The 24,568-nt window shown below is 64.3% G+C and carries 20 protein-coding genes and 1 tRNA gene; all 21 read left to right on the top strand.

Features of this window, described 5'->3' with window-relative positions; all coding sequences use genetic code 11:
* Positions 1-5: 5 nt before the first annotated feature.
* Positions 6-734: an NADH-quinone oxidoreductase subunit C gene (locus HY57_RS10760; protein WP_019466203.1), complete on the top strand. Its 729-nt coding sequence runs from the start codon at positions 6-8 to the stop codon at positions 732-734.
* Positions 735-736: 2 nt separating this feature from the next.
* Entirely contained in the window at positions 737-1,990 is a 1,254-nt protein-coding gene (locus HY57_RS10765) for an NADH-quinone oxidoreductase subunit D (RefSeq protein WP_019466202.1), read from the top strand.
* Positions 1,991-2,009: 19 nt separating this feature from the next.
* The gene (nuoE, locus tag HY57_RS10770; protein ID WP_019466201.1) at positions 2,010-2,537 is read left to right on the top strand and encodes an NADH-quinone oxidoreductase subunit NuoE; all 528 of its coding nucleotides are present in this window, start codon (positions 2,010-2,012) and stop codon (positions 2,535-2,537) included.
* A gap of 12 nt (positions 2,538-2,549) precedes the next feature.
* Positions 2,550-3,860, top strand: coding sequence for an NADH-quinone oxidoreductase subunit NuoF (gene nuoF / locus HY57_RS10775; protein ID WP_019466200.1), 1,311 nt, complete (start codon positions 2,550-2,552; stop codon positions 3,858-3,860).
* Complete coding sequence (gene nuoG / locus HY57_RS10780; RefSeq protein ID WP_019466199.1) at positions 3,857-6,178, top strand: NADH-quinone oxidoreductase subunit NuoG; 2,322 nt, start codon at positions 3,857-3,859, stop codon at positions 6,176-6,178. The genes nuoF and nuoG overlap by 4 nt, the downstream gene beginning before the upstream one ends.
* A 4-nt stretch (positions 6,179-6,182) precedes the next feature.
* Positions 6,183-7,211: an NADH-quinone oxidoreductase subunit NuoH gene (nuoH, locus tag HY57_RS10785; RefSeq protein WP_019466198.1), complete on the top strand. Its 1,029-nt coding sequence runs from the start codon at positions 6,183-6,185 to the stop codon at positions 7,209-7,211.
* A 7-nt stretch (positions 7,212-7,218) separates the two neighbouring features.
* Entirely contained in the window at positions 7,219-7,710 is a 492-nt protein-coding gene (gene nuoI, locus HY57_RS10790) for an NADH-quinone oxidoreductase subunit NuoI (RefSeq protein WP_019466197.1), read from the top strand.
* A gap of 12 nt (positions 7,711-7,722) precedes the next feature.
* The gene (locus tag HY57_RS10795) at positions 7,723-8,376 is read left to right on the top strand and encodes an NADH-quinone oxidoreductase subunit J (protein WP_019466196.1); all 654 of its coding nucleotides are present in this window, start codon (positions 7,723-7,725) and stop codon (positions 8,374-8,376) included.
* A complete protein-coding gene (gene nuoK, locus HY57_RS10800; RefSeq protein ID WP_019466195.1) occupies positions 8,373-8,678 on the top strand; it encodes an NADH-quinone oxidoreductase subunit NuoK in 306 nt (101 codons plus the stop codon). The genes HY57_RS10795 and nuoK overlap by 4 nt, the downstream gene beginning before the upstream one ends.
* Positions 8,679-8,682: 4 nt before the next feature.
* Positions 8,683-10,770 (top strand): NADH-quinone oxidoreductase subunit L, encoded by a 2,088-nt coding sequence (nuoL, locus tag HY57_RS10805; RefSeq protein ID WP_019466194.1) that lies wholly within the window; start codon positions 8,683-8,685, stop codon positions 10,768-10,770.
* A gap of 13 nt (positions 10,771-10,783) precedes the next feature.
* Positions 10,784-12,292: an NADH-quinone oxidoreductase subunit M gene (locus HY57_RS10810; RefSeq protein WP_019466193.1), complete on the top strand. Its 1,509-nt coding sequence runs from the start codon at positions 10,784-10,786 to the stop codon at positions 12,290-12,292.
* 12 nt (positions 12,293-12,304) lie between these two features.
* Positions 12,305-13,744 (top strand): NADH-quinone oxidoreductase subunit NuoN, encoded by a 1,440-nt coding sequence (nuoN, locus tag HY57_RS10815; RefSeq protein ID WP_019466192.1) that lies wholly within the window; start codon positions 12,305-12,307, stop codon positions 13,742-13,744.
* Positions 13,745-13,858: 114 nt separating this feature from the next.
* Positions 13,859-13,935: transfer RNA gene (locus HY57_RS10820), tRNA-Met, on the top strand.
* 219 nt (positions 13,936-14,154) lie between these two features.
* Complete coding sequence (gene rimP / locus HY57_RS10825; RefSeq protein ID WP_019466191.1) at positions 14,155-14,673, top strand: ribosome maturation factor RimP; 519 nt, start codon at positions 14,155-14,157, stop codon at positions 14,671-14,673.
* Between the two features lie 48 nt (positions 14,674-14,721).
* On the top strand, positions 14,722-16,227 hold the full coding sequence (gene nusA, locus HY57_RS10830) for a transcription termination factor NusA (protein ID WP_019466190.1): 1,506 nt from the start codon (positions 14,722-14,724) through the stop codon (positions 16,225-16,227).
* Between the two features lie 127 nt (positions 16,228-16,354).
* Positions 16,355-19,195, top strand: a complete 2,841-nt coding sequence (infB, locus tag HY57_RS10835) for a translation initiation factor IF-2 (RefSeq protein WP_038579691.1) — start codon at positions 16,355-16,357, stop codon at positions 19,193-19,195.
* A gap of 179 nt (positions 19,196-19,374) precedes the next feature.
* On the top strand, positions 19,375-19,770 hold the full coding sequence (rbfA, locus tag HY57_RS10840; protein WP_019464704.1) for a 30S ribosome-binding factor RbfA: 396 nt from the start codon (positions 19,375-19,377) through the stop codon (positions 19,768-19,770).
* 65 nt (positions 19,771-19,835) lie between these two features.
* Complete coding sequence (truB, locus tag HY57_RS10845; protein ID WP_019464705.1) at positions 19,836-20,777, top strand: tRNA pseudouridine(55) synthase TruB; 942 nt, start codon at positions 19,836-19,838, stop codon at positions 20,775-20,777.
* Positions 20,778-20,921: 144 nt separating this feature from the next.
* On the top strand, positions 20,922-21,191 hold the full coding sequence (gene rpsO / locus HY57_RS10850; RefSeq protein ID WP_019464706.1) for a 30S ribosomal protein S15: 270 nt from the start codon (positions 20,922-20,924) through the stop codon (positions 21,189-21,191).
* A 20-nt stretch (positions 21,192-21,211) separates the two neighbouring features.
* Positions 21,212-23,317 (top strand): polyribonucleotide nucleotidyltransferase, encoded by a 2,106-nt coding sequence (gene pnp, locus HY57_RS10855; RefSeq protein WP_019464707.1) that lies wholly within the window; start codon positions 21,212-21,214, stop codon positions 23,315-23,317.
* A 177-nt stretch (positions 23,318-23,494) separates the two neighbouring features.
* Positions 23,495-24,559: a poly(R)-hydroxyalkanoic acid synthase subunit PhaE gene (locus HY57_RS10860; protein WP_019464708.1), complete on the top strand. Its 1,065-nt coding sequence runs from the start codon at positions 23,495-23,497 to the stop codon at positions 24,557-24,559.
* The last annotated feature ends 9 nt before the right edge of the window (positions 24,560-24,568 follow it).

Consider the following 24,568-nt stretch of genomic DNA (forward strand, 5'->3'; position numbering starts at 1 on the left):
GAGCCATGACTGATACTCCGATCAACTCGCTGGCCGAGCGCCTGTCCGCGCGATTCGGCGACACGCTGAAGATCAGCGTCGTCCGCAACGAAGTCACCGCCGAAGTGGCCGCCGCCGACCTGCTCGCGGTGGCCACCGCGCTGCGTGACGAGGCACCGTTCCGTTTCGGCGTGCCCATCGACGTCTGCGGCGTCGACTACATGAGCTACGGCCAGACCGAGTGGGACACCGAAACCGTGTCCGGCACGGGTTTCTCGCGTGGCGTCGAGGGCGAGGCCATGGGCCGCTTCAAGTGGTCCGACCGTCCGCGTCCCGATACGCTGCCGAACCGCTTCGCTTCCATCGTTCACCTGCTGTCGCTGGAGAACAACCAGCGCGTGCGCCTGCGCGTGTTCTGCGAAGACGACACGCTGCCGGTGGTGCCCTCGCTGACCGGCATCTACCCGGGCGTGAACTGGTTCGAGCGCGAGTCGTTCGACCTGTACGGCATCGTCTACGAAGGCCATCCGGACCTGCGCCGCATCCTTACCGACTATGGCTTCGTCGGCCATCCGTTCCGCAAGGACTTCCCGCTGATCGGCAACGTCGAAGTACGTTACGACCCCGAGCAGAAGCGCGTGGTGTACGAACCCGTGTCGATCGAACCGCGCGTGCTCGTGCCGCGCGTCATCCGTGACGACGCCGACCTGCTGCAGGCCAAGGCCGAGGCGGCCGACAACTGGCGGAATAACTGATCATGCAAGAAATCCGCAACTACACGATGAACTTCGGCCCGCAGCATCCCGCTGCGCACGGCGTGCTGCGCCTGGTGCTGGAGATGGACGGCGAAACCGTCGTTCGCGCCGATCCGCACGTGGGCCTGCTCCACCGTGGCACGGAAAAGCTGGCCGAGTCCAAGCCGTTCAACCAGTCGATCGGCTACATGGATCGCCTCGACTACGTGTCGATGATGTGCAACGAGCACGCCTACGTGCGCGCCATCGAAACCCTGATGGGTATCGAGGTGCCGGAGCGTGCGCAGTACATCCGCACCATGTTCGACGAGATCACCCGCATCCTGAACCACCTCATGTGGGTCGGCTCCAACGCGCTCGACCTGGGTGCGATGGCGGTGTTCCTGTACGCGTTCCGTGAGCGCGAGGAACTGATGGACGTTTACGAGGCGGTGTCGGGCGCGCGCATGCACGCGACCTACTACCGTCCGGGCGGCGTCTACCGCGACCTGCCGGACCACATGTCGCAGTACCGCGAGTCGCCCTGGCACAAGGGCAAGGATCTCAAGCGCCTCAACAGCTGGCGCGAAGGCTCCATGCTCGACTACCTCGAAGCGTTCACCAGCGACTTCCCGACCAAGGTGGACGAGTACGAGGAACTGCTCACCAACAACCGCATCTGGAAGCAGCGCACCGTCGGCATCGGCGTCATCCCGCCGGAAAAGGCCCAGGCCTGGGGCATGACGGGCGTGATGCTGCGCGGCTCGGGCATTGCCTGGGATCTGCGCAAGAAGCAGCCGTACGCCAAGTACGCCGAGATGGATTTCGACATCCCGGTGGGCGTGGGCGGCGACTGCTACGACCGTTACCTGGTTCGCGTCGAAGAGATGCGCCAGTCTAACCGCATCATCCAGCAGTGCGTGAAGTGGCTGAAGGCCAACCCGGGCCCGGTCATCGTGCAGAACTACAAGGTCGCTCCGCCTCATCGTGAAACGATGAAGGAAGACATGGAAGCGCTGATCCACCACTTCAAGCTCTTCACCGAGGGCTATGGCGTGCCGGCCGGTGAAACCTACGCCGCCGTCGAAGCGCCGAAGGGCGAGTTCGGCTGCTACCTGGTCTCCGACGGTGCGAACAAGCCGTTCCGCGTGCATCTGCGCGCCCCGGGTTTTGCCCATCTGTCGTCGATGGACGCCATCGTGCGCGGCCACATGCTGGCCGACGTGGTGGCGATGATCGGTACCTACGACCTCGTGTTCGGCGAAGTCGATCGCTGAGCCCGGGAGGAAAGCACACATGAAAGCCACCGGAAATTACGAGCAGGTCAAGAACGTCGACCCGCTCGTCGTACTCAACGAACACACTCGTCATCACATCGAGGAGTGGGTTGCCCGTTTCCCTGCGGACCGCAAGCGTTCGGCGCTGATCCAGTCGCTGTTCGCCGCGCAGGAACAGAACCACGGCTTCCTGACCGACGAGCTGATCGTCGCGGTAGCCAAGTACCTCGACCTGCCCTCTGTGTGGGCCTACGAGGTCGCCACCTTCTACTCGATGCTCGAGACGAAGCCGGTGGGCCGCAACAACGTCGCCATCTGCACCAACATCTCGTGCTGGCTCAACGGCGCAGAAGAGCTGGTGGCGCACGCCGAGAAAAAGCTGGGTATCAAGCTCGGTGAAAGCACCGCCGATGGCCGCGTGTATCTGAAGCGCGAAGAAGAATGCATCGCCGCTTGCGCCTCCGCGCCGGCGATGACCGTCAATGGTCACTACCACGAGCGTCTCTCGATCCAGAAGATCGACGAGATTCTCGACGGTCTCAAGTAAGGGCAGGGCGCAATGGCTTACGGACCCGCACCCAAAGAACACCAGGTCGTCTACACCACGCTGCATTTCGACAAGCCGTGGGCGATGGACAGCTATACCCAGGTCGGTGGTTATGAAGCGTGGAAGAAGATCCTCGCCGAGAAGCCCGATCCGAATGCTCTGATCGAAGAGATCAAGAAGAGCAACCTGCGCGGCCGTGGCGGCGCAGGCTTCCCGACCGGCCTGAAGTGGTCCTTCATGCCGAAGGGTGACATGCAGAAGTACATCCTCTGCAATTCGGACGAATCCGAGCCGGGCACCTGCAAAGACCGCGACATCCTGCGCTTCAACCCGCATGCGGTGATCGAAGGCATGGCCATTGCGTGCTATTGCACGGGCTCGACCGTTGCCTACAACTACCTGCGTGGCGAGTTCCATCACGAGCCCTTCGAGCACTTCGAAGAAGCGCTGAAGGAAGCCTACGCCGCGGGTCTGCTCGGCAAGAACATTCAGGGTACCGGCCTCAATGTGGACATCTATGGCGCACTCGGCGCCGGTGCCTACATCTGCGGCGAAGAAACCGCGTTGATGGAATCGCTGGAAGGCAAGAAGGGCCAGCCGCGCTTCAAGCCGCCGTTCCCGGCCAACTTCGGCCTGTACGGCAAGCCCAGCACCATCAACAACACCGAAACCTACGCCTCGGTGCCGGCCATCCTGCGCAAGGGTGCCGACTGGTTCCTGGCGCAGAGCAAGACCAAGAACGGTGGTCCGAAGATCTTCTCGGTCTCCGGTTGCGTGCAGAAGGGCGGCAATTTCGAAGTGCCGCTGGGCACCACCTTCGACGAACTGCTGGAAATGGCCGGTGGCCTGCGTCCGGGTCGCACGCTGAAGGGCGCGATCCCCGGTGGCGTGTCCATGCCGGTGTTGCGTGCCGAGCAGCTGAAGGGCCTGCCGTTCGACTACGACACCCTGCGTGACCTCAAGACGGGCCTGGGCTCGGGCGCCATCGTGGTGCTCGACGACACCGTCTGCACGGTCCGCTTCACCCGCCGCATCTCGCAGTTCTTCCACAAGGAAAGCTGCGGCCAGTGCACCCCGTGCCGTGAAGGCACCGGCTGGATGCACCGCGTGCTGGACCGCATCGTGGAAGGCAAGGGCACGATGGACGACCTGCACCGCCTCAAGGCCATTGCCGGCCAGATCGAAGGCCACACCATCTGCGCGTTCGGCGAAGCCGCCGCGTGGCCGGTGCAGGGCTTCCTGCGCCAGTTCTGGGATGAATTCGAGTACTACATCGTCAATGGCCGCTCCATTGTCGACGACAAGCTTGGAGCCGCCGCATGAGTGCGCAGCCCACTACGCCAAATCTTGACCTGCTGAACATCGAGATCGACGGCAAGCCCACGCAGATCCGCAAGGGCGCCATGATCATCGAAGCGGCCGACGCCATTGGCGTGTCGATCCCGCGTTTCTGCTATCACCGCAAGCTGCCCATCGCCGCCAACTGCCGCATGTGCCTGGTGGAAGTGGAAATGGGCGGCAAGCCCATGCCCAAGCCGCAGCCGGCCTGCGCCACCCCGGTGGCCGAAGGCATGAAGGTGAAGACCCGCACTGACGTCGCCCTGAAGTATCAGAAGGACGTCATGGAGTTCCTGCTGATCAACCACCCGCTGGATTGCCCGATCTGCGATCAGGGCGGCGAGTGCGAACTGCAGGACGTCGCGCTGGGCTACGGCCGCAGCGTGTCGCGCTACACCGAGCGCAAGCGCACCATCGCGGACGAGAACCTCGGCCCGCTGGTCGCCACCGAGATGACCCGCTGCATCCAGTGCACGCGCTGCGTGCGCTTCACCAGCGAAATCGCCGGTACGTACGAGCTCGGCGGCATGAGCCGCGGCGACAACCTGCAGATCGGCACCTACATCGGCAAGACGATCGAGACGGAGCTGTCGGGCAACATCATCGACGTCTGCCCGGTCGGCGCGCTCACCAACAAGCCGTTCCAGTTCCAGGCCCGCGCCTGGGAGCTGATCGCCAAGCCGTCCGTGGCCTACCACGATGCGCTGGGCTCCAACCTGTGGCTGCACACGCGCCGCGGCGAGGTGCTGCGCACAGTGCCGCGCGATAACGAATCGATCAACGAGTGTTGGCTGTCGGACCGTGACCGTTACAGCCATCAGGGCCTGTACGCGGCTGACCGCGTCAGCGCTCCGCAGGTCAAGCGCAATGGCCAGTGGGTCACCACCACGTGGGAAGACGCACTGGGCGCCGCCGCCGAAGCACTGAAGGCCGTGCCGGGCAGCGATCTGGGCGTGCTGGTGCATCCGGCCACCACCAATGAAGAGGGTGATGTGCTGGTGCGCCTCGCCCGTGGCCTGGGCAGTGCCCACGTCGACCACCGCGTGCGCCAGCTCGACTTCGCCGATAACGCCATCGCCACGGCGTTCGGCAAGCCGGTTGCGGAACTGGACAAGGTCAAGGCCGCGCTGCTGGTCGGTTCGGACCTGCGCCACGAGCTGCCGCTGGTCAATCACCGCATCCACCAGGCGGTGAAGAAGGGCGCCAAGGTCTACGCCGTCAACCCGGCGAGCTTCCACTTCAACTACAAGCTGGCTGGCGAGGCCATCGTCGCGCCGCAGGCGCTGGTCGATGCGCTGCTCGCGCTGGCCAAGGCTGCCGTGGAGTCGGGCGCTTCCGCTCCCGCAGCGCTGGCTGACGCCATCAACGGCGCCACGTCCGACCAGGGCGACAAGGACGCCATCGCCGATCTCAAGAGCGGCAGCGCGGTCGTCATCCTCGGCGAGGCCGCTGTCACGCATCCGCAGGCTTCGTGGTTGCGCGCCGTGGCGCAGTTCATCGCGCAGGCCACGGGTGCCGCTTACAACGAACTGCCGGTCGGCGCGAACGCCGTGGGCCTGGGCCGTGTCGGCGTGCTGCCGGGCAACGGCGGTCTCGACGCGCAGGCCATGCTGGCTCAGCCGCGCAAGGCTTATGTGTTGTACGGCGTGGAGCCGCTGGATGTGGCCGACGGCGCAGCTTTCCTGAAGGCGCTCAAGGGTGCGCAGAAGGTCGTGGCGTTCTCCGCTTATGCCAGCGATGAGCTGCGCGCCGTGGCCGATGTGATCCTGCCGATCGGCCTGCTGCCGGAAATCGACGGCACGCTGGTCAATGTCGACGGCCTGTCGCAGAGCGTGGCCGCCGGTGCCAAGGCGCCGGGCGAAACCCGTCCGGGCTGGAAGGTGCTGCGCGCACTGGGCGGCGTCCTCAAGCTCGCCGGTTTTGAGTTCGACGACCTGGCCGGCCTGCGTGAAGGCATCACCGAGCGTGCACACCCGTCGCGCGCCGAGCTGGCTCCGCGTCAGCCGACCGGCGGCCTGAGCCGTCTGGCCACCTGGCCGATCTACCGCACCGACGCCGTGCTCCGTCGTGCCACCGCGCTCAGCAAGCACCCGCTCAACCGTGCGCCGGCCGTCCGCGTGAATGCGGATGAAGCCAAGCGCCTGGGCCTGGGCGAGGGCGATGCTGTCCGCGTTGCCGACGCCGTGCTGCCGCTGGTGATCGACATGACCGTGCCCGATGGCGCGGCATGGATCGAAGCCGCGCACGACGACACTGTCACGCTGCCGCCTTACGGCGCAGCCCTCACCCTGAGCAAGGCGTAAGCACATGGTCGATCAGCTTATCAATCAGCTCGGCCTGCCGATCATCTACATCCTGTGCATCGTCCTGCCGTTGGTGATCACGGTGGCGCTGTACGTGTGGTGGGAGCGCAAGGTCCTCGGTTGGATGCACGTGCGCATGGGGCCCAACAAGGTGGGTCCGTTCGGCCTGCTGCAGGCCTTTGCCGACGTGACCAAGCTGCTGCTGAAGGAAGTGATCCTTCCGACCAGCGCGAACAAGGCGCTGTACTACCTGGCGCCGCTCATCGCCCTGATCCCGGCGCTGGCCGCCTGGGCCGTGGTCCCGTTCAACGACAAGCTGGTGCTGGCCAACGTCAACGCGGGTCTGCTCTATCTGTTGGCGATGACCTCGCTGGGCGTGTACGGCATCATCCTCGCGGGCTGGGCCTCCAACTCGCGCTACGCACTGCTGGGCGCCATGCGCTCCGCCGCGCAGGTGATCTCGTACGAACTGGCCATGGGCCTGTGCCTGGTCTGCGTGCTGGTACTGGCCGGTTCGCTGAACCTCACCGACATCGTGCATGCGCAGGCTGGTTCGAAGGGTATCTTCGAGTGGTTCATGTGGCCGCTGTTCCCGGTCTTCATCATCTACTTCATCTCGGGCGTGGCCGAAACCAACCGCGCGCCGTTCGACGTGGCGGAAGGTGAGTCGGAAATCGTCGCCGGCTTCCACGTGGAGTACTCCGGCTCGGCGTTCGCGCTGTTCTTCCTGGCCGAATACGCCAACATGATCCTGGTCAGCTTCCTTGCCTCGATCCTGTTCATGGGTGGCTGGCTGTCGCCGTTCCCGGCCTCCTGGGGCTTCCTGGGCCACGACAGCATCCTGTGGCTGCTCGTCAAGGTGTTCGTCTTCGCCTTCATGTTCTTGTGGTTCCGCGCCAGCTTCCCGCGTTACCGCTATGACCAGATCATGCGTCTGGGCTGGAAGGTATTCATTCCCATCACCATCGTCTGGGTCCTCGTCGCCGGCTGCATGAAGTATTTCGGCTGGGTCACCGTCGGCACGGGAGGCTGAAGAAAATATGTCCCGCGTAACTCACTATTTCAAAAGCCTGCTGCTCATCGAGCTGCTCAAGGGCCTGGGCCTGACCATGCGTTACATGTTCAGCCCCAAGTACACGATGCGCTACCCGATGGAGCACATCCCCAAGTCCAACCGTTTCCGCGGCCTGCATGCCCTGCGTCGCTACGCCAACGGCGAAGAGCGTTGCATCGCGTGCAAGCTGTGCGAGGCAGTGTGCCCGGCCCTGGCCATCACCATCGACTCCGCCCCGCGCGAGAGCGATGGCCAGCGCCGCACCACGCGTTACGACATCGACCTGTTCAAGTGCATCTTCTGCGGCTTCTGCGAAGAGAGCTGCCCGGTGGACTCGATCGTCGAAACCCACATCCATGAGTACCACTTCGAGCAGCGTGGCGAGAACGTGGTGACCAAGCCGCAGCTGCTCGCCATCGGCGACCGCTTCGAGGCGGAGATCGCGGCTGCCCGCGCTCAAGACGCTGCGTATCGCTGAGGAAGGAACATCATGATCGATTCGTCCATGTTCCAACTCGTCTGCTTCTACGCTTTCGCCGCGGTCACCGTGGCGGCGGCGTTGGGCGTCATCACCCTGCGCAACTCGGTACACGCCGTGCTGTCGCTGGTGCTCACCTTCTTCAGCACAGCCTGTATCTGGCTGCTGGCGGAGGCGGAGTTCCTCGCCATCGCGCTCATCGTGGTCTACGTCGGTGCGGTGATGGTGCTGTTCCTGTTCGTGGTGATGATGCTGGACATCAAGCAGGAGCAGGTGAGGGAAGGCTTCATCAAATACCTGCCGGTGGGCATCATCGTGGCCCTCGTCATGCTCGGCGAAATGCTTGCGCTGATCGGCGTTCGCGCCATGCACGAGACGGTGATGGGCGCCAACCCGGCCACCGCCGCCGGCATGTCCAACACCGCCTGGCTCGGCAGCGCCCTGTACACGCAGTTCCTGCTGCCGTTTGAAATTGCCGCGCTGATCCTGACGGTGGGCGTGGTGGCCGCGGTCGTGCTGACTCTGCGTCATCGCGCCGGCACCCGTCACCAGCAGGCGTCGCAGCAGGTCAGCGTCAATGCGCGTGACCGTATCCGCGTGGTGAAGATGGCGGCCGAAGTCCCCGTCGCGCCGCAACCGGCACCGGGCAAGGAGACCACCCCATGATCACGCTCTCGCACTTCATCGTGCTTGGTGCGGTGCTCTTCAGCATCGCCCTGGCCAGTCTCTTCATCAACCGCAAGAACGTGATCGTTCTGCTGATGTCGATCGAGCTGATGCTCCTGGCGGTGAACATCAACTTCGTAGCGTTCTCCCGTTTCATGGGCGACGTGGCGGGGCAGGTGTTCGTGTTCTTCATCCTCACCGTGGCTGCGGCGGAAACCGCCATCGGCCTGGCGATCCTGGTCCTGCTGTTCCGCAACCGCAGCACCATCAACGTCGCCGAAATCGACAGCATGAAGGGCTGACCCGATGGAATTGTCTACCTCCATTCTGCTGACCATCGCCCTCGCACCGCTCGTCGGGTGCGTGCTTGCGGGCTTCCTTGGTCGCTTCATCGGCCGTGCCGGCGCCCACACCGCGACCATTCTTGGCGTGGCGATTGCCTGCGGCCTGTCGTTCTACGTGCTGTACCAACTCACTGTTGGCGGCGCACCGATCTATAACCAGAACATCTACACCTGGTTCGACATCGGCCACTACAGCGCCCATGTCGGCTTCCTGATCGATCGCCTGACCGCCATGATGATGGTGGTGGTGACCTTCGTGTCGCTGCTGGTGCACGTCTACACCATCGGCTACATGGCCGACGATGCGGGCTACCAGCGCTTCTTCAGCTACATCTCGCTGTTCACCTTCTCGATGTTGATGCTCGTGATGAGCAACAACTTCATGCAGCTGTTCTTCGGCTGGGAAGCGGTGGGCCTGGTGTCGTACCTGCTGATCGGCTTCTGGTACAAGCGCCCGACGGCGATCTTCGCCAACCTCAAGGCGTTCCTGGTCAACCGCGTGGGCGACTTCGGCTTCCTGCTGGGTATCGCGGGCGTGCTGTATTTCCTGAACACGCTGGATTACGCCACCGCGTTCGCGGCTGCGCCGACTCTGGTGGGCAAGACGCTGCAGATCACGCAGAACACCCATTGGGATGCCGCGACGGTCATCTGCATCCTGCTGTTCATCGGTGCGATGGGTAAGTCGGCCCAGGTGCCGCTGCACGTGTGGCTGCCGGACTCGATGGAAGGCCCGACCCCGATCTCGGCACTGATCCACGCCGCGACGATGGTGACCGCCGGCATCTTCATGGTCGCCCGCATGTCGCCGATCTTCGAACTGTCGGAGACCGCGCTCAGCTTCGTGATGATCATCGGCGCCACCGGCGCGCTGTTCACCGGCCTGATCGGCATCGTGCAGAACGATATCAAGCGCGTCGTCGCGTACTCCACGCTGTCGCAGCTGGGCTACATGACGGTGGCGCTGGGCGTGTCGGCCTATGCCGGCGCCGTGTTCCACCTGATGACCCACGCCTTCTTCAAGGCGCTGCTGTTCCTGGGTGCTGGCTCGGTCATCATCGCCATGCACCATGAGCAGGACATGCGCTACATGGGCGGCCTGCGCAAGTACATGCCGATCACCTGGATCACCATGTGGATCGGTTCGCTGGCGCTGTGCGGCGTGCCGTTCTTCGCCGGCTTCTACTCGAAGGACGCCATCATCGAGGCAGTAGGCGAATCGCACCGTGCTGGTGCCAGCTACGCCTACTTCTGCGTGATGGCCGGCGCCTTCGTGACCGCGCTGTACACCTTCCGCCAGATGTACCTGACCTTCCACGGCAAGGAGCGTTTCGTGGTGGTGCACGATCATGGCCACGGTCATGGTCACGGCCACGACGATCACGGCCATGCGCACGCCGAGCACGACGAGCACCATCACGTCTCGCACAAAGATGACCACGGCCACCACGAGGCCGGCATCATGCACGAGACGCCGAAGGAGTCGCCGTGGGTGGTGACGCTGCCGCTGATCCTGCTGGCGATCCCGTCGATCATCGTGGGTGCTCTGGCCATCCAGCCGCTGCTTTTCGGCGAATGGTTCGGCTCTGCCATCCACGTCAACGAGGCGAGCAATGTCCTCGGTGAGATCGGCAAGGAATTCCATGGCTGGGTCGGCATGGCACTGCATGGCTTCACCCAGCTGCCGTTCTGGCTGGTGGCCGCAGCCTTCGCCATCCAGACCTACATTTACCTGTTCAACCCGGCCGTGGCTGATCGCATCAAGAATGCGCTGAAGCCGATCTACAACGTGCTCAACCACAAGTACTGGTTCGACGCGGTGTACTACATCGTCTTTGCCCGTGGCGGCATGGCGTTGGGTCGCGCCCTCTGGAAGGGTGGCGATGCCACGATCATTGACGGTGTGCTGATCGACGGTTCGGCGAGTCTGGTGGACCGCATCGCGGGTGGCGTGCGTCGCCTGCAGTCCGGTTATCTCTATCACTACGCCTTCGCGATGATTCTCGGCCTTATCCTGCTGCTTGGCGGGTATTGGCTGGTCGGGCAATAAGGGAACCTGCTCCATGTTCAATCATTTGCTCAGCCTGCTGATCTGGCTCCCCATCGTGGGCGCCATCCCGGTGCTGCTCGCCGGCTCCGGCCGTCCCAACGCCGCGCGTTGGATTGCCCTGCTGGTGGCCATCCTCACCTTCGTGGCCAGCCTCTACCTGCTGCCGCAGTTCAACGCGGCCGACGGTTCGAAGCAGCTGGTGGAAAGCCACATGTGGATCGCCTCGCTCGGCGTCCATTACGGCCTTGCCGTCGACGGCATCTCCGTCGCCCTGATCCTGCTGACCACCTTCGTGGGCATCCTGGTGATCGTGGGCGCCTGGGAGGTCATCCAGACCAACCCGCACCAATACATGGCCGCCATGTTGGTGCTCGAGGGCCTGATGATCGGCGTGTTCTGCGCCACCGACGCGTTGCTGTTCTACGTGTTCTTCGAGGCCATGCTGATCCCGATGTTCATCCTCATCGGTGTCTGGGGTGGTCCGCGTCGCGTCTACGCCACGCTGAAGTTCTTCATCTACACGTTCTTTGGCTCCATCTTCATGCTGGTGGGCCTGATCTACCTGTACCTGAAGGCGGGTTCGTTCGACCTGGCCACGCTGGCGGCGCTGCCGCTCTCCATGAAGGAACAGACCTGGCTGTTCTTCGCCTTCCTTATCGCCTTCGCGGTGAAGGTGCCGATGGTGCCGGTGCATACCTGGCTTCCGGACGCCCACGTGGAGGCGCCGACCGGTGGTTCGGTGGTGCTGGCCGCGGTGATGCTGAAGATCGGTGGCTACGGTTTCCTGCGTTTCTCGCTGCCCATCACGCCGGACGCCGCTGACGCGTACGCCTGGGTGGTGATCGGCCTGAGCCTGATCGCGGTGGTCTATATCGGCTACATCGCGCTGGTGCAGGAGGATATGAAGAAGCTGGTGGCGTATTCGTCCGTGGCGCACATGGGCTTCGTCACCCTGGGCATCTTCATCGCCTTCATGCTGGTGCGTGGCACCAACAACCTCGATGCCGCCAAGCTGGGCATGCAGGGTGCGATGGTGCAGATGATCTCGCACGGCTTCGTCTCGGGCGCGATGTTCTCGTGCATCGGCGTGCTGTACGACCGCCTGCATACCCGCCAGATCAAGGACTACGGCGGCGTCATCAACGTCATGCCCTGGTTCGGCTTCTTCTACGTGCTGTTCGCCATGGCCAACAGCGGTCTGCCGGGCACCAGCGGTTTCGTGGGCGAGTTCCAGGTGATCCTGGCCAGCTTCCAGGCGAACCCGTGGATCGCGTTCTTTGCCGCCTTCACCCTGATCATCGGCGCGGCCTACACGCTGTACATGGTCAAGCGCGTGCTGTGGGGCGACGTCACCAACCCGCACGTGGCCGAGATGAAGGACATCAATGGCCGCGAATGGTTTGTTCTCGGCGCCTTCGCCGCCGCCGTGATGGCCCTGGGCATCTGGCCGCAGCCGCTGATCCACCTGATGGATTCGTCGGTCTCGCAGCTCGTGACCCAGCTTGCCAACCACAAGATCTAAGCAGGACCGATCATGCCGAATATCAATGACATTCTGATCCTGTTGCCGGAGTTCTATCTGGTGGCGGCGGCGTGCTTGCTGCTGCTGCTGGATGCCTTCATGAAGCCGGAGCAGCGCCCCATGCTGCACTGGCTGTCCATCGCCGTGCTGCTGGTCGCCATTTACCTGGTCGTCGCAGGCCAGCCGAGCCAGCCCGTCGTGGCCTTCAGCGGCATGTTCGTGCGGGACGGCGTCTCCGAGATCCTCAAGGTCTTTGCGCTGCTGAGCACGGTGCTGGTGTTCGTCTACGCCAAGCCCTACCTGGAAGACCGCAAGCTGTTCGTGGGTGAGTTCTACACCCTGACCATCTTCGCGGTGATCGGCATCATGCTGCTGGTCTCGGCCGGCAACCTGATCACCGTGTACCTGGGCCTGGAGCTGCTGACGCTGTCGTCGTACGCGCTGGTCGCGCTCAACCGTGACTCGCGCCTGTCCTCGGAAGCGGCCATCAAGTACTTCGTGCTGGGCGCGCTGGCCTCGGGCATGCTGCTGTACGGCATGTCGATGGTCTACGGCGCCACCCAGACGCTGGACCTGGCCCACCTGCACATGGCCGCCACGCACACGAACATGCCGCACCTGCTGGTATTCGGCCTGATCTTCATGATCGTGGGCATTGGCTTCAAGCTGGGCGCCGCGCCGTTCCACATGTGGATTCCGGACGTGTACCAGGGTTCGCCGACGGCGGTGACCATCTTCATCGGCTCCGCGCCGAAGCTGGCTGCCTTCGGTATGGCCTACCGCCTGCTGGGCGCCGGCCTGGGCGATCTGGCCAACCACTGGCAGCTCATGCTGGCCTGCCTGGCCGTGCTGTCGCTGGCGATCGGCAACATCGTCGCCCTGGTGCAGAGCAACCTGAAGCGCCTGCTGGCCTACTCGACCATCTCGCACATGGGCTACCTGCTCCTGGGCTTGGTCAATGCCGGCCCGGAAGGCTATGCCGCGGCCCTGTTCTATGCCATCAGCTACGCGCTGACCGGCGCCGCCGCCTTCGGCATCATCCTGGCCCTGGCCCGCGCCGGTTTCGAGTGCGAGGAAATCGACGATCTCAAGGGCCTGAACCAGCGTTCACCCTGGGCGGCGTTCCTGATGATGCTGGTGATGTTCTCGCTGGCCGGCGTGCCGCCGATGTTCGGCTTCTTCGGCAAGCTGCTGGTGTTCCAGGCCGCCATCCATGCCGGCTTCATGTGGCTGGCCATCGTGGGCGCGGTATTCGCCATCATCGGCCTCTACTACTACCTGCGCGTCGTCAAGGTCATGTACTTCGACAAGCCGGTGGAAGGGGCTGACGTGTACCTCCAGAAGGATGTCTCGGTTCGCCTGGTGCTGTCGCTCAACGTGCTGGCACTGCTGGTGCTCGGCATCGTCTGGGGCCCGCTGTTCGGCTGGTGCCAGAGCGTGTTCGTCGGTTGAAAAACAGTGTGACGGCCACATGTCCGTCACGCTGTCTTGTTGGGAAATGTGAAATTATTTTTGCGAAAAGGCTTGCAAGAATTCGGCCATCTCGCTAATATTTCTGGACTCTGATGCGGGGTGGAGCAGTCTGGCAGCTCGTCGGGCTCATAACCCGAAGGTCGTAGGTTCGAATCCTACCCCCGCTACCAGATCTTTCTTAGAACAAGAAAGCCTCCTCGTGAGGCTTTTTTGTTGGGCGCAAGGAAGCGTCGCACGTATGTCACAGGCCGCTTTAATGCTGCTCGTACGGTGCCCCGGAAGAGTCTGGACGGGTCGGGACATCGGCGAGAACGCTCTTGCAAAAGAGCAGGGAATGGGCCGCTTGAGCCCATTTTTTGTTTCTGGCGACTGGTAACGATAGGCGAATCATGGATACGCAGGCACTGACTCAACGCTTCACGGAAGTTCTGGCCGATCTCGGGCTGGAATGCATCGGCGTGGAGTTCTCCCCGTCGCAGGGGCAGAGTACCCTGCGTGTCTACATCGACGCCGAAGGGCGCGAAGTCACGGTAGACGATTGCGAAGCGGGCAGCCGGGAGCTGTCGGCGATGTTGGACGTGGAAGACCCGATTCCCGGCCACTACGTCCTGGAAGTATCGTCCCCCGGCATCGACCGCCCGCTCTTCACCGCGGCGCAGTTTGCCAAGGTGGCCGGTAAGGAAGTGAAGATTCTGCTGAAGACGCCGCTGGAAGGCCGGCGCCGTCTTCGCGGCAAGGTAACGGCGGTGGAAGGCGAACATATTTCGCTGGAAGCCGAAGGCAAGACCTTCGAGTTCGACCATGACGCGGTAGAAAGCGCGCGCGTGGTGCCTGACTGGGTGGCGCTCGGTTATGCGCCCCAGCCCAAGCCAGGCAAAGGTCCGGCCAAGAAGTCGTCAAAGAACTAAATCATTCGAAACCGATCGGACGCCGGTGGTGTCTACGGAGTTGCTGCAATGAGCAAAGAACTTTTGCTGGTGGTTGACGCGGTTGCCAACGAAAAAGGCGTGCCGCGCGAAGTGATTTTCCAGGCCATGGAAGCGGCGCTCGCGTCCGCGGCCAAGAAGCGCTATCCGGACGAAGACCCGGATATCCGCGTGGTCATCGACCGCCACAGTGGCGATTACGAGACCTTCCGCCGCTGGGAAATCATCGCCGACGACGGTGAGATGGAGTCGCCGTTCCACCAGATCCGCCTGATGGATGCCGTGGACGAGCGCGAAGGCGCCGAAGTCGGCGAGTACATCGAGGCGCAGATCGAGAACGCCGAGTTCGGCCGCATCGCCGCGCAGGCCGCCAAGCAGGTGATCGTGCAGCGCGTCCGCGAAGCCGAGCGCATGCAGGTGGTGGACGCCTTCCGCGAGCGCGTGGGCGAGCTGGTCACCGGCATCGTCAAGCGCGTGGAGCGCGGCAACGTCTACCTCGACCTGGGCAGCAACGCCGAAGCCTTCATCCCGCGCGACAAGACCATTCCGCGCGAATCGGCCCGCGTCGGTGACCGCGTCCGTGGCTACCTCTACGAGGTGCGTTCGGAAGCCCGCGGCCCGCAGCTGTTCGTGTCCCGCGCCGCGCCGGAATTCATGATCGAGCTGTTCAAGCTCGAAGTGCCGGAAGTCGGCCAGGGCCTGGTGGAGATCAAGGGTTGCGCCCGCGACCCGGGTGACCGCGCCAAGATCGCCGTGGTGGCCCACGATTCGCGCACCGATCCCATCGGCGCCTGCATCGGCATGCGTGGTTCGCGCGTGCAGGCCGTGTCCAACGAGCTCAACGGCGAGCGCGTGGACATCATCCTGTGGCACGAGAACCAGGCCCAGTACGTCATCAACGCCATGGCGCCGGCGGAAGTGCAGTCCATCATCATGGACGAAGAAAAGCACTCCATGGACATCGCCGTGGCCGAGGACAAGCTGTCCCAGGCCATCGGCCGCGGTGGCCAGAACGTGCGCCTCGCCAGCAAGCTCACCGGCTGGCAGCTCAACGTGATGACGCAGGACCAGGTCGCCGCCAAGAGCGAGGCCGAGCAGGAAGCCGCGCGCCAGCTGTTCATGGACAAGCTGGAAGTGGACCAGGAGATCGCCAGCATCCTCGTGCAGGAAGGCTTCTCCAGCGTCGAAGAAATCGCCTATGTGCCAAGCGCCGAGCTGCTGGCCGTGGAAGGTTTCGACGAAGACATCGTCGAGGAGCTCCGCGCCCGCGCCCGCGACGCGCTGCTCACCGAAGCACTGGCGGTGGAAGAGAGCATCGACGAGCACCAGCCGTCGGAAGAACTCCTGCACCTGCCGGGCATGGACGAAGCCACCGCGTATGCGCTGGCCTCGCGTGAAGTCGTCTCGGTGGACGATTTGGCCGACCTCGCGGTCGACGACCTGATCGATATCGAAGGCATGGACGAAGATCGCGCGGCAGCGCTGATCATGGCTGCTCGAGCGCCGATGATCGCGCGTCTGGAGAAGGGCGGCTAACCGCGGGCGGCCGCGCCCTGGATGGGCGCGCCGAGGAAGGCCGGAAGGCCTTCCGCCACGGATGGTGGTGGCCGTGCAGGCAAGGCCGCACGGACGATAAGCGCGGGAACGGCGGAGAAAGAACACGATGTCCGGTGAAACGATCAAACAACTTGCCCAGAGCATGAAGGTGCCCGTCGACAGGCTGCTTACGCAGCTGAGTCAGGCTGGCATGTCCTTTTCGGACCCTGAGCAGATCATCAGCAGTACCGAAAAGATGAAGCTGTTGGGCTTCCTGCGTCGCAGCCACGGCAAGGACGCACCGGCCGAGGGTGAGAGCGCCTCCCCACGCCAGATCACGCTCAAGCGCAGCACGCGCGGCGAGCTGAAGCTGTCCACGCCGGGCGGCCGCGGTGCCACGGGTGGGGCCAAGACGGTGAACGTCGAAGTCCGCGCCAAGCGCACCTACGTCAAGCGCAGCGTCATCGCCGAAGAGGCGGGCAGCGACGTCGAGCGCGAAGAGGCCGTGCGCAAGCTTCAGGAGTCGCAGGCTCAGCGCGACCACGAGGAAAGCGAGCGCCTGGAAGCCGACCGCCGCCGCCACGAAGAAGCGGAGCAGCGTGCGGAAGCTGCCCAGCGCCAGCTCGAGGCCGAAGAAGAACAGCGTCGCCAGCAGGCCGAGGCTGAGGCCGCCGCGCGCGCCAAGGAACAGCAGGAGCGCCAGGCAGCCGCCGATGCCGCCGCTGCCGCCACTCGTCCGGAGCCCGTGTCGGCCCCGGCTCCGGCGCCCGCGCCGGCTGCACCCGTTGCCGCCGAGCCCGCCGAGAAGCCTGCGCCGGTCGAGCCGGCCCCGGTGCAGAGGATCGACCACAGCTCGCTCGGCATGATCGTGCCGCGCATCCATGAGCCGCGCCGCCGCGAGAAGAAGGTCGTGGTCACGCCGGCACCGGCTCCCGCGCCGGCTCCGGCGCCCGCACCGGCTGCCGCCGCCGCTGCCGCGCCCGGCAGTAGCAACAAGACGCGCTATGCCCGTGAAAAGGACGAAGGCCCCGGCGGCAAGCGTTTTGCTGCCGGCGAGCTGCACCTGAGCGACGCCGATCGCGCACGCCGTTCCAGCAACAACAAGCGCGGCGGCAAGCCGGGCAGGGGCGGCGGCCGTGACATGGGTCGCTCCAGCCCGCAGGCGTCCAGTGGTCCGCACGGCTTCACCCGTCCGACGGCTGCCGTCGTGCGCGAAGTCATGGTGGGCGACAACAACGTGGTTGCCGATCTCGCCAATAAGATGGCGGTCAAGGGTTCGGAAGTGGTCAAGGCCCTCTTCAAGATGGGCGTGATGGCCACCATCAACCAGACCATCGACCACGACACCGCCGTGTTGGTGATCGAAGAGCTCGGCCACAAGGCCGTGGCCGTGAGCGAGAACAACGCCGAAGCCGCGCTGGCTGCCCACACGCAGAACGCGGAGCTGGAAGGCGAGAAGAAGCCGCGTCCGCCGGTGGTCACCATCATGGGCCACGTCGACCACGGCAAGACCTCCACGCTCGATTACATCCGTCGCACCAAGGTGGCGTCGGGTGAGGCGGGCGGCATCACGCAGCACATCGGTGCGTACCACGTGGAAACGCCCAAGGGCGTCATCACGTTCCTCGACACCCCGGGCCATGCGGCGTTTACGTCCATGCGTGCCCGTGGCGCCCAGTCCACGGACATCGTGGTGCTGGTGGTCGCGGCCGACGACGGCGTCATGCCGCAGACGGCCGAAGCCGTGAAGCATGCGCGCGCCGCCAAGGTGCCGCTGATCGTGGCGCTGAACAAGATGGACAAGGCCGACGCCAATCCGGACCACGTCAAGCAGGGCCTCGGCAACCTGGAAGTGATTCCGGAAGAGTGGGGTGGCGACACGCCGTTCGTGCCGATTTCCGCCAAGACGGGCATGGGTATCGACGACCTGCTGGACGCCATCCTGGTCCAGGCTGAAGTGATGGAGCTGAGTGCGGTCGAAGACGGCCCGGCGTCCGGTGTGGTGATCGAGTCCAGCCTGGACCGCGGTCGCGGCCCGGTGGCGACGGTGCTGGTGCAGCAGGGCACGCTCAAGCGCGGCGACTTCGTCGTCTGCGGTATCGAGTACGGCCGTATGCGTGCGTTGATCGACGAGAACGGCAAGACCGTGCAGGAGGCTGGCCCGTCGATTCCGGTGCAGGTGCTGGGTCTGTCCGGCGTGCCGGAATCCGGCGACGACTTCGTGGTGGTGGCCGACGAGCGCCTCGCCCGCGAAGTGGCCGCCGAACGTCAGCTCAAGCGCCGTGAAACGCGCATGGTCAGCAAGGCGAACCGCCTTGAGGACATCATGGCCCAGATGGCCCAGGGTGCCGAGCAGCAGACGCTCAACATCCTGGTCAAGGCCGACGTGCAGGGTTCGGTGCAGGCGCTGCGCGAGTCGCTCAGTGCCATCGGTAACGAGAATGTGAAGGTCAACGTGATCGCGGCCGGCGTCGGCGGCATCACCGAGTCCGACGCCACGCTCGCCGCCGCCTCCAAGGCGCTGGTCATCGGCTTCAACGTCCGTGCCGACGCCTCGGCGCGCAAGGTGATCGATACCTCGGGCCTCGACGTCCGTTACTTCTCGATCATCTACGACGTGATCGATCAGGTGAAGCAGGCCGCTTCGGGCCTGCTGGGCAAGGAAGTGCGCGAAGAGATCATCGGCATCGCCCAGGTGCGCGAAGTCTTCCGCAGCTCCAAGTTCGGCGCGGTGGCCGGCTGTATGGTCACCGAAGGCACGGTCAAGCGCAGCAAGCCGATCCGCGTGCTGCGTGACAACACCGTGGTCTTCCAGGGCGAGCTGGAGTCGCTGCGGCGCTTCAAGGATCTCGTCGACGAAGTGCGCAACGGCATGGAATGCGGTATCGCCGTGAAGCAGTACAACGACGTCAAGGTCGGCGACCAGATCGAATGCTTCGAGCGTATCGAGGTGGCCCGCACGCTGTAACGGTCAGTGGCCCGTAACGGGCCATCGACCCCAGCGGTGGTTTTATCGGCGGGCGGTGTGGACACCCACATCGCTCGCTTTGTTTTTCGGGACCCGCCATCAATTGAACCATGCGCCCATGGATGGACGCTTTTTGACTCTCTTGTTCACGGATGAACGCAAAAACCAAGGAGTGCGTCATGCCCTCACGCGATTTCAAGCGTACCGACCGCGTCGGCGCCGAGCTGCGCCGCGAGCTTAGCCTGCTGGTCCATGCCGCCGTGCGCGACCACGGCCTGCCGTCGGTGAGCGTGTCCGACGTGGAAGTCACCCGCGACCTGGACTGGGCCACGGTGTGGGTCACCGCCCTGCAGCCGGAGCGCTCCGCCGAGGCCGTGAAGGCGCTCAAGGAGCTGGCGGTCGAGTTCCGCCGGGAGCTGTCGCGCACCATGCGCATGCGGCGGGTGCCGGAGCTGCGCTTCAAGTATGACGACTCAGTCGACAAGGGCGAGCGCATCGAAACGCTGCTCCGCCAGGACAGCGCGCGTAACCCGGAGCCGTCCAAGGACGAGGCCGGGGACGCTGCAGAGGACTGAGGGCCTGCCGATCGCAAGTAAAGGACCCGTGTTGCCAGAGCAGGGCAGCGAGCCCGCATGACCTCATGAGCAAGAAGAAAAGCCGCATCCGTTTTCGCGACCTGCACGGCATCGTATTGCTGGACAAGCCGTTGGGGCTGAGCTCCAACGCGGCCCTGCAGGTGGTTCGCAAAGGTATTTTTCGGGCGGAGAAGGGCGGCCACACCGGCGCGCTCGATCCCCTGGCCACTGGCCTGTTGCCGCTGTGTTTTGGCGAGGCCACCAAGCTCGCCGGCATGCTGCTGGGCTCGCGCAAGGCCTATCTGGCCGAGTGCAAGCTCGGCGCCACCACCAGCACGGCCGATCTCGAGGGTGAGATCGTGCTGGAGCGCCCCGTACCCGAGCTATCTGACGAAACCATCGAGGCCGCGCTGGCCAGGCTGCGCGGGCGCATCACCCAGGTGCCTCCGGCTTATTCGGCCATCAAGCAGGATGGCGAGCCGCTGTACGTCAAGGCGCGGCGTGGCGAGGCGGTGGACGTACCGGCACGCGAGGTCGACGTGTACCGGCTGGACCTGGTTTCCCGGTCCCGGGACAGCCTGACCCTGTATGTCGAATGCGGCTCCGGCACCTACGTGCGCAGCCTGGCCGTGGACCTGGGCGAAGACCTGGGGTGCGGCGCCCACCTGACGGCGCTGCGCCGCCTCTGGGTGGAACCGTTCAGGGAGCCGGCGATGGTGACCGTCGAGCAGCTCGAAGCCGCGGCGGCGCAGGGTGACGACGCCCTGCTGGCGTTGCTGCTGCCGGTGTCGGCCGGGTTGGCCGGGTTGCCTACGCTGCGGCTGGACGCGGCGCAGTCCCTGGCCGTCTCACAGGGCCAGCAGATTCCCGTCGATCCCGCGTTGAGTGGGCAGCTGGCCGTGTTCGCGGATGACGGCCGCCTGCAGATCCTGGGCGAGGCCGTCGACGGCAAGCTGCATATCGTGCGGGGGTTCAACCTGCCGCCGACCCCACAGGATGCCAGTTGACCATGACGGTCTTGTTGTCATAGGGCTCTGGTCGCTACAATACGGAGCTTGTTCCAGACTTTTCATTCATCTAGGCGAAGCTTGCGCAACGTCATCGCGTGACGTTGCGCAAGCTTCGCACCCGTTTTTTTAGGAAGAGATCACATGTCCCTTACCGCAGAACAGACCGGCAAGATCATCGCTGACTTCGGCCGCGTGCCGAACGACACGGGTTCGCCGGAAGTGCAGGTCGCCCTGCTGTCGGCCCGCATCGACCACCTCACCGACCACTTCAAGGCTCACAAGCAGGATCACCATTCCCGCCGCGGCCTGCTGAAGCTGGTCAACCAGCGCAAGCGCCTGCTTGCCTACCTGAAGGATCGTGACCTGGCCCGTTACCAGGGCCTCATCGAGCGCCTCGGCCTCCGTCGCTAATCCCCAAAGGAACAACTAAAGTGGCGAAAGTAACCAAGTCATTCCAGTTCGGTAATCACGAAGTCACACTGGAGACGGGCGAAATCGCCCGCCAGGCTTCCGGTGCCGTCATGGTCAGCATGGGCGGCACGGTCGTGCTGGTCACCGTGGTGGCCAATGCCAAGGCGAAGGAAGGTCAGGACTTCTTCCCGCTCACGGTCGACTACGTCGAGAAGTTCTACTCCGCGGGTCGCATCCCGGGTGGCTTCTTCAAGCGCGAAGGCCGCCCGACCGAGAAGGAGACGCTCACCTCGCGTCTGATCGACCGTCCGGTGCGCCCGCTGTTCCCGGAAGAGTTCAAGAACGAAGTGCAGGTCATCGCACAGGTCGTCTCGCTGAACCCGGAAATCGACGGTGACATCCCGGCCATGCTGGGCGCCTCCGCCGCGCTGAGCCTCGCCGGCATCCCGTTCAAGGGCCCGATCGGCGCCGCCCGCGTCGGTTACGCCAACGGCAAGTACCTGCTGAACCCGACCGCCACCGAGCTGAAGACCTCGGAGCTGGACCTGGTCGTCGCCGGTACCTCCAACGCCGTGCTGATGGTCGAATCCGAAGCGAAGCTGCTGTCGGAAGACGTCATGCTGGGCGCCGTGGTGTTCGGTCACCAGCAGATGCAGGTGGCCATCCGCGCCATCGCCGAGCTGGCCACCGAGGCGGCTCGTCCGTCCATGGCTTGGCAGGCTCCGGCCCGCAACGAGTCGCTCGTCGCCGCCCTCACGGGTGCCGTTGGCAACCAGCTGGAAACCGCCTTCCAGGTGCGTGACAAGCTGCAGCGCCGCGATGCCATCTCGGCCATCAAGAGCGATGTGCTCGCCTCGCTGGCTGCCGATGTGGAAGCCAAGGGCTGGGACAAGGCCGAGCTCGCGAAGGAATTCGCTGAACTCGAATACCGCACCATGCGCGACGGCGTCCTCAAGACGAAGATCCGCATCGACGGTCGCAACCTGGACGACGTCCGCCCGATCACCATCCGCGTCGGCGTGCTGCCGCGTACCCACGGTTCGGCGCTGTTCACCCGCGGCGAAACCCAGGCGCTGGTCGTGACCACGCTGGGCACCACCCGTGATGCGCAGATCATCGATGCGCCGGAAGGCGAATCGAAGGATCCGTTCCTGTTCCATTACAACTTCCCCCCGTTCTCGGTGGGTGAAGCCGGTCGCTTCGGCGCGCCGAAGCGTCGCGAAATCGGCCACGGCCGTCTCGCCAAGCGCGGCGTGCAGGCTGTGAAGCCGAGCATCGAAGAGTTCCCGTACGTGGTGCGCGTGGTCTCGGAAATCACCGAGTCCAACGGTTCCTCGTCGATGGCTTCGGTGTGCGGTTCCTCGCTCGCCATGATGGACGCCGGCGTGCCGCTGAAGGCTCCGGTGGCCGGTATCGCCATGGGCCTGGTGAAGGAAGGCAACGACTTCGTCGTGCTGTCCGACATCCTGGGTGACGAAGATCACCTCGGCGACATGGACTTCAAGGTGGCCGGTAGCGCCGATGGCATCTCCGCGCTGCAGATGGACATCAAGATCGACGGCATCACCGAAGAGATCATGAAGGTGGCGCTGGAACAGGCCAAGCGTGGCCGTCTGCACATCCTCGGCGAAATGGCCAAGGTGATCAGCACCGCCCGCACCGAGATGAGCGAGTTCGCCCCGCGCCTGCTCACCATCAAGATCCACCCGGACAAGATCCGCGAAGTCATCGGCAAGGGCGGCGCCACCATCCGCTCGATCACCGAAGAGACCGGCACCACCATCGACATCAGCGACGACGGCACGGTCGTGATCGCCTCGGTCAACCGCCTGGCGGCTGACGAAGCGAAGAAGCGCATCGAGCAGATCGTCTCCGACGTCGAGCCGGGCCGCATCTACGAAGGCAAGGTTGCCAAGCTGATGGACTTCGGCGCGTTCGTGACCATCATGCCGGGCAAGGACGGCCTGGTGCACGTCTCGCAGATCTCCAGCGAGCGCGTGGAAAAGGTCTCCGACAAGCTGAAGGAAGGCGACATCGTCAAGGTCAAGGTGCTGGAAGTGGACAAGCAGGGCCGTATCCGCCTGTCCATGAAGGCCGTGGCCGAGGACGAAGGCGCGAGCGCCTGAGTCGTCGATCCGACGTACTGACAAAAGCCCGGCGAAAGCCGGGCTTTTGTTTTGTGCGTCGGCCATGGTGATGTTGCGTCGCAATATCACGGTTTAGGGGCATTGGACTAATACCCTTTTTGCGAATGTCGCAACATGCTTTTGCTAGGATGGCCCGAGTATGAAGAGGATGCGGGCATGGCTGAGCAGGCAAGTGATTTTCTGAAGAATTACCAGACGATGGCGCAGCAATCCTGGGATGCCTGGACCCGTTACCTGCAGCAGCAAGCCGCCTCTTCGCCACCCTTCGCGAGCGGCGGCATGCCCTTCGGCCCGGCCAGCACGGGGGACGACCTCATGGCGCGCAGCATGGCGGCCCTCAAGGGCTATAGCGAGTGGCTACAGGGTGCCGTAAGCAGTGGCCTTGGCCAGGGGCCCTCCGACTGGCAGCAGTCGCTGCAGAACCTGTTTTCCAGCCTCGGCGGGCAACCTTTTGCCCATGCCTTCTCCAGCATCGACAGCGAAGCGGCCAAGAGCTTTACCCAGCTGTGGCAGTCGTGGATGCAGGGCAACCCGTCGGGCATGCCGGGCGCGAATTTCGACGTCGAACACCTGGCGGCCTTCGGTTACACGCGCGAGCGCCAGCGCCTGCAGCAGGCGTTGGCAGCCGCTACACGCGACTACTCGGAATGGGCGGGCAAGTACCAGACGCTCATTCAGCGCGCGAACACCGAGGGTTTCGAACGCCTGCAGGCCAAGCTTGCGGAATTCACCGATTCGTCCAAACAGATCGAATCGCTGAAGGGGCTGTATGACCTGTGGGTGGATGCCACCGAAGAGGCCTACGGGCAGATCGCCTTGTCGGAAGAATTCCGCAACGCCTACGGTGAGATGGTGAACGCGCAGGGCCGGGTGCGCCAGCTGCAACAGCAGCAGCTCGATGGCTTGTGCCGCGACATGGGCTTGCCCACGCGCAGCGAAGTCACCGCGCTCGGCAAGCGCATGCACGAATTGCGTCGCGAAGTGCGCGAACAGCGCGGCCCGCAGGGCCATGATGAAGTCGCCGCGTTGCGCGCCGAAGTGGCCGCGCTCAAGCGCCAGCTTGCGGGCAAGCCGGAAGCGGCCAAGCCGGTCGAGAAGAAATCGCCCCCGCGCAGCAGCAAGCGTTCGGCCGGCGAGTCCATCGATATCGGACGTACCAAGAAGGCCGCTTCGTCGGTGGCGGCCCGCAAGTCCGCCACGCGCGGCGTCAAGCGCAAGTAAGGAGCAGCC

The sequence above is a fragment of the Dyella japonica A8 genome (genome assembly GCF_000725385.1).
Lineage (GTDB): Bacteria > Pseudomonadota > Gammaproteobacteria > Xanthomonadales > Rhodanobacteraceae > Dyella > Dyella japonica_C.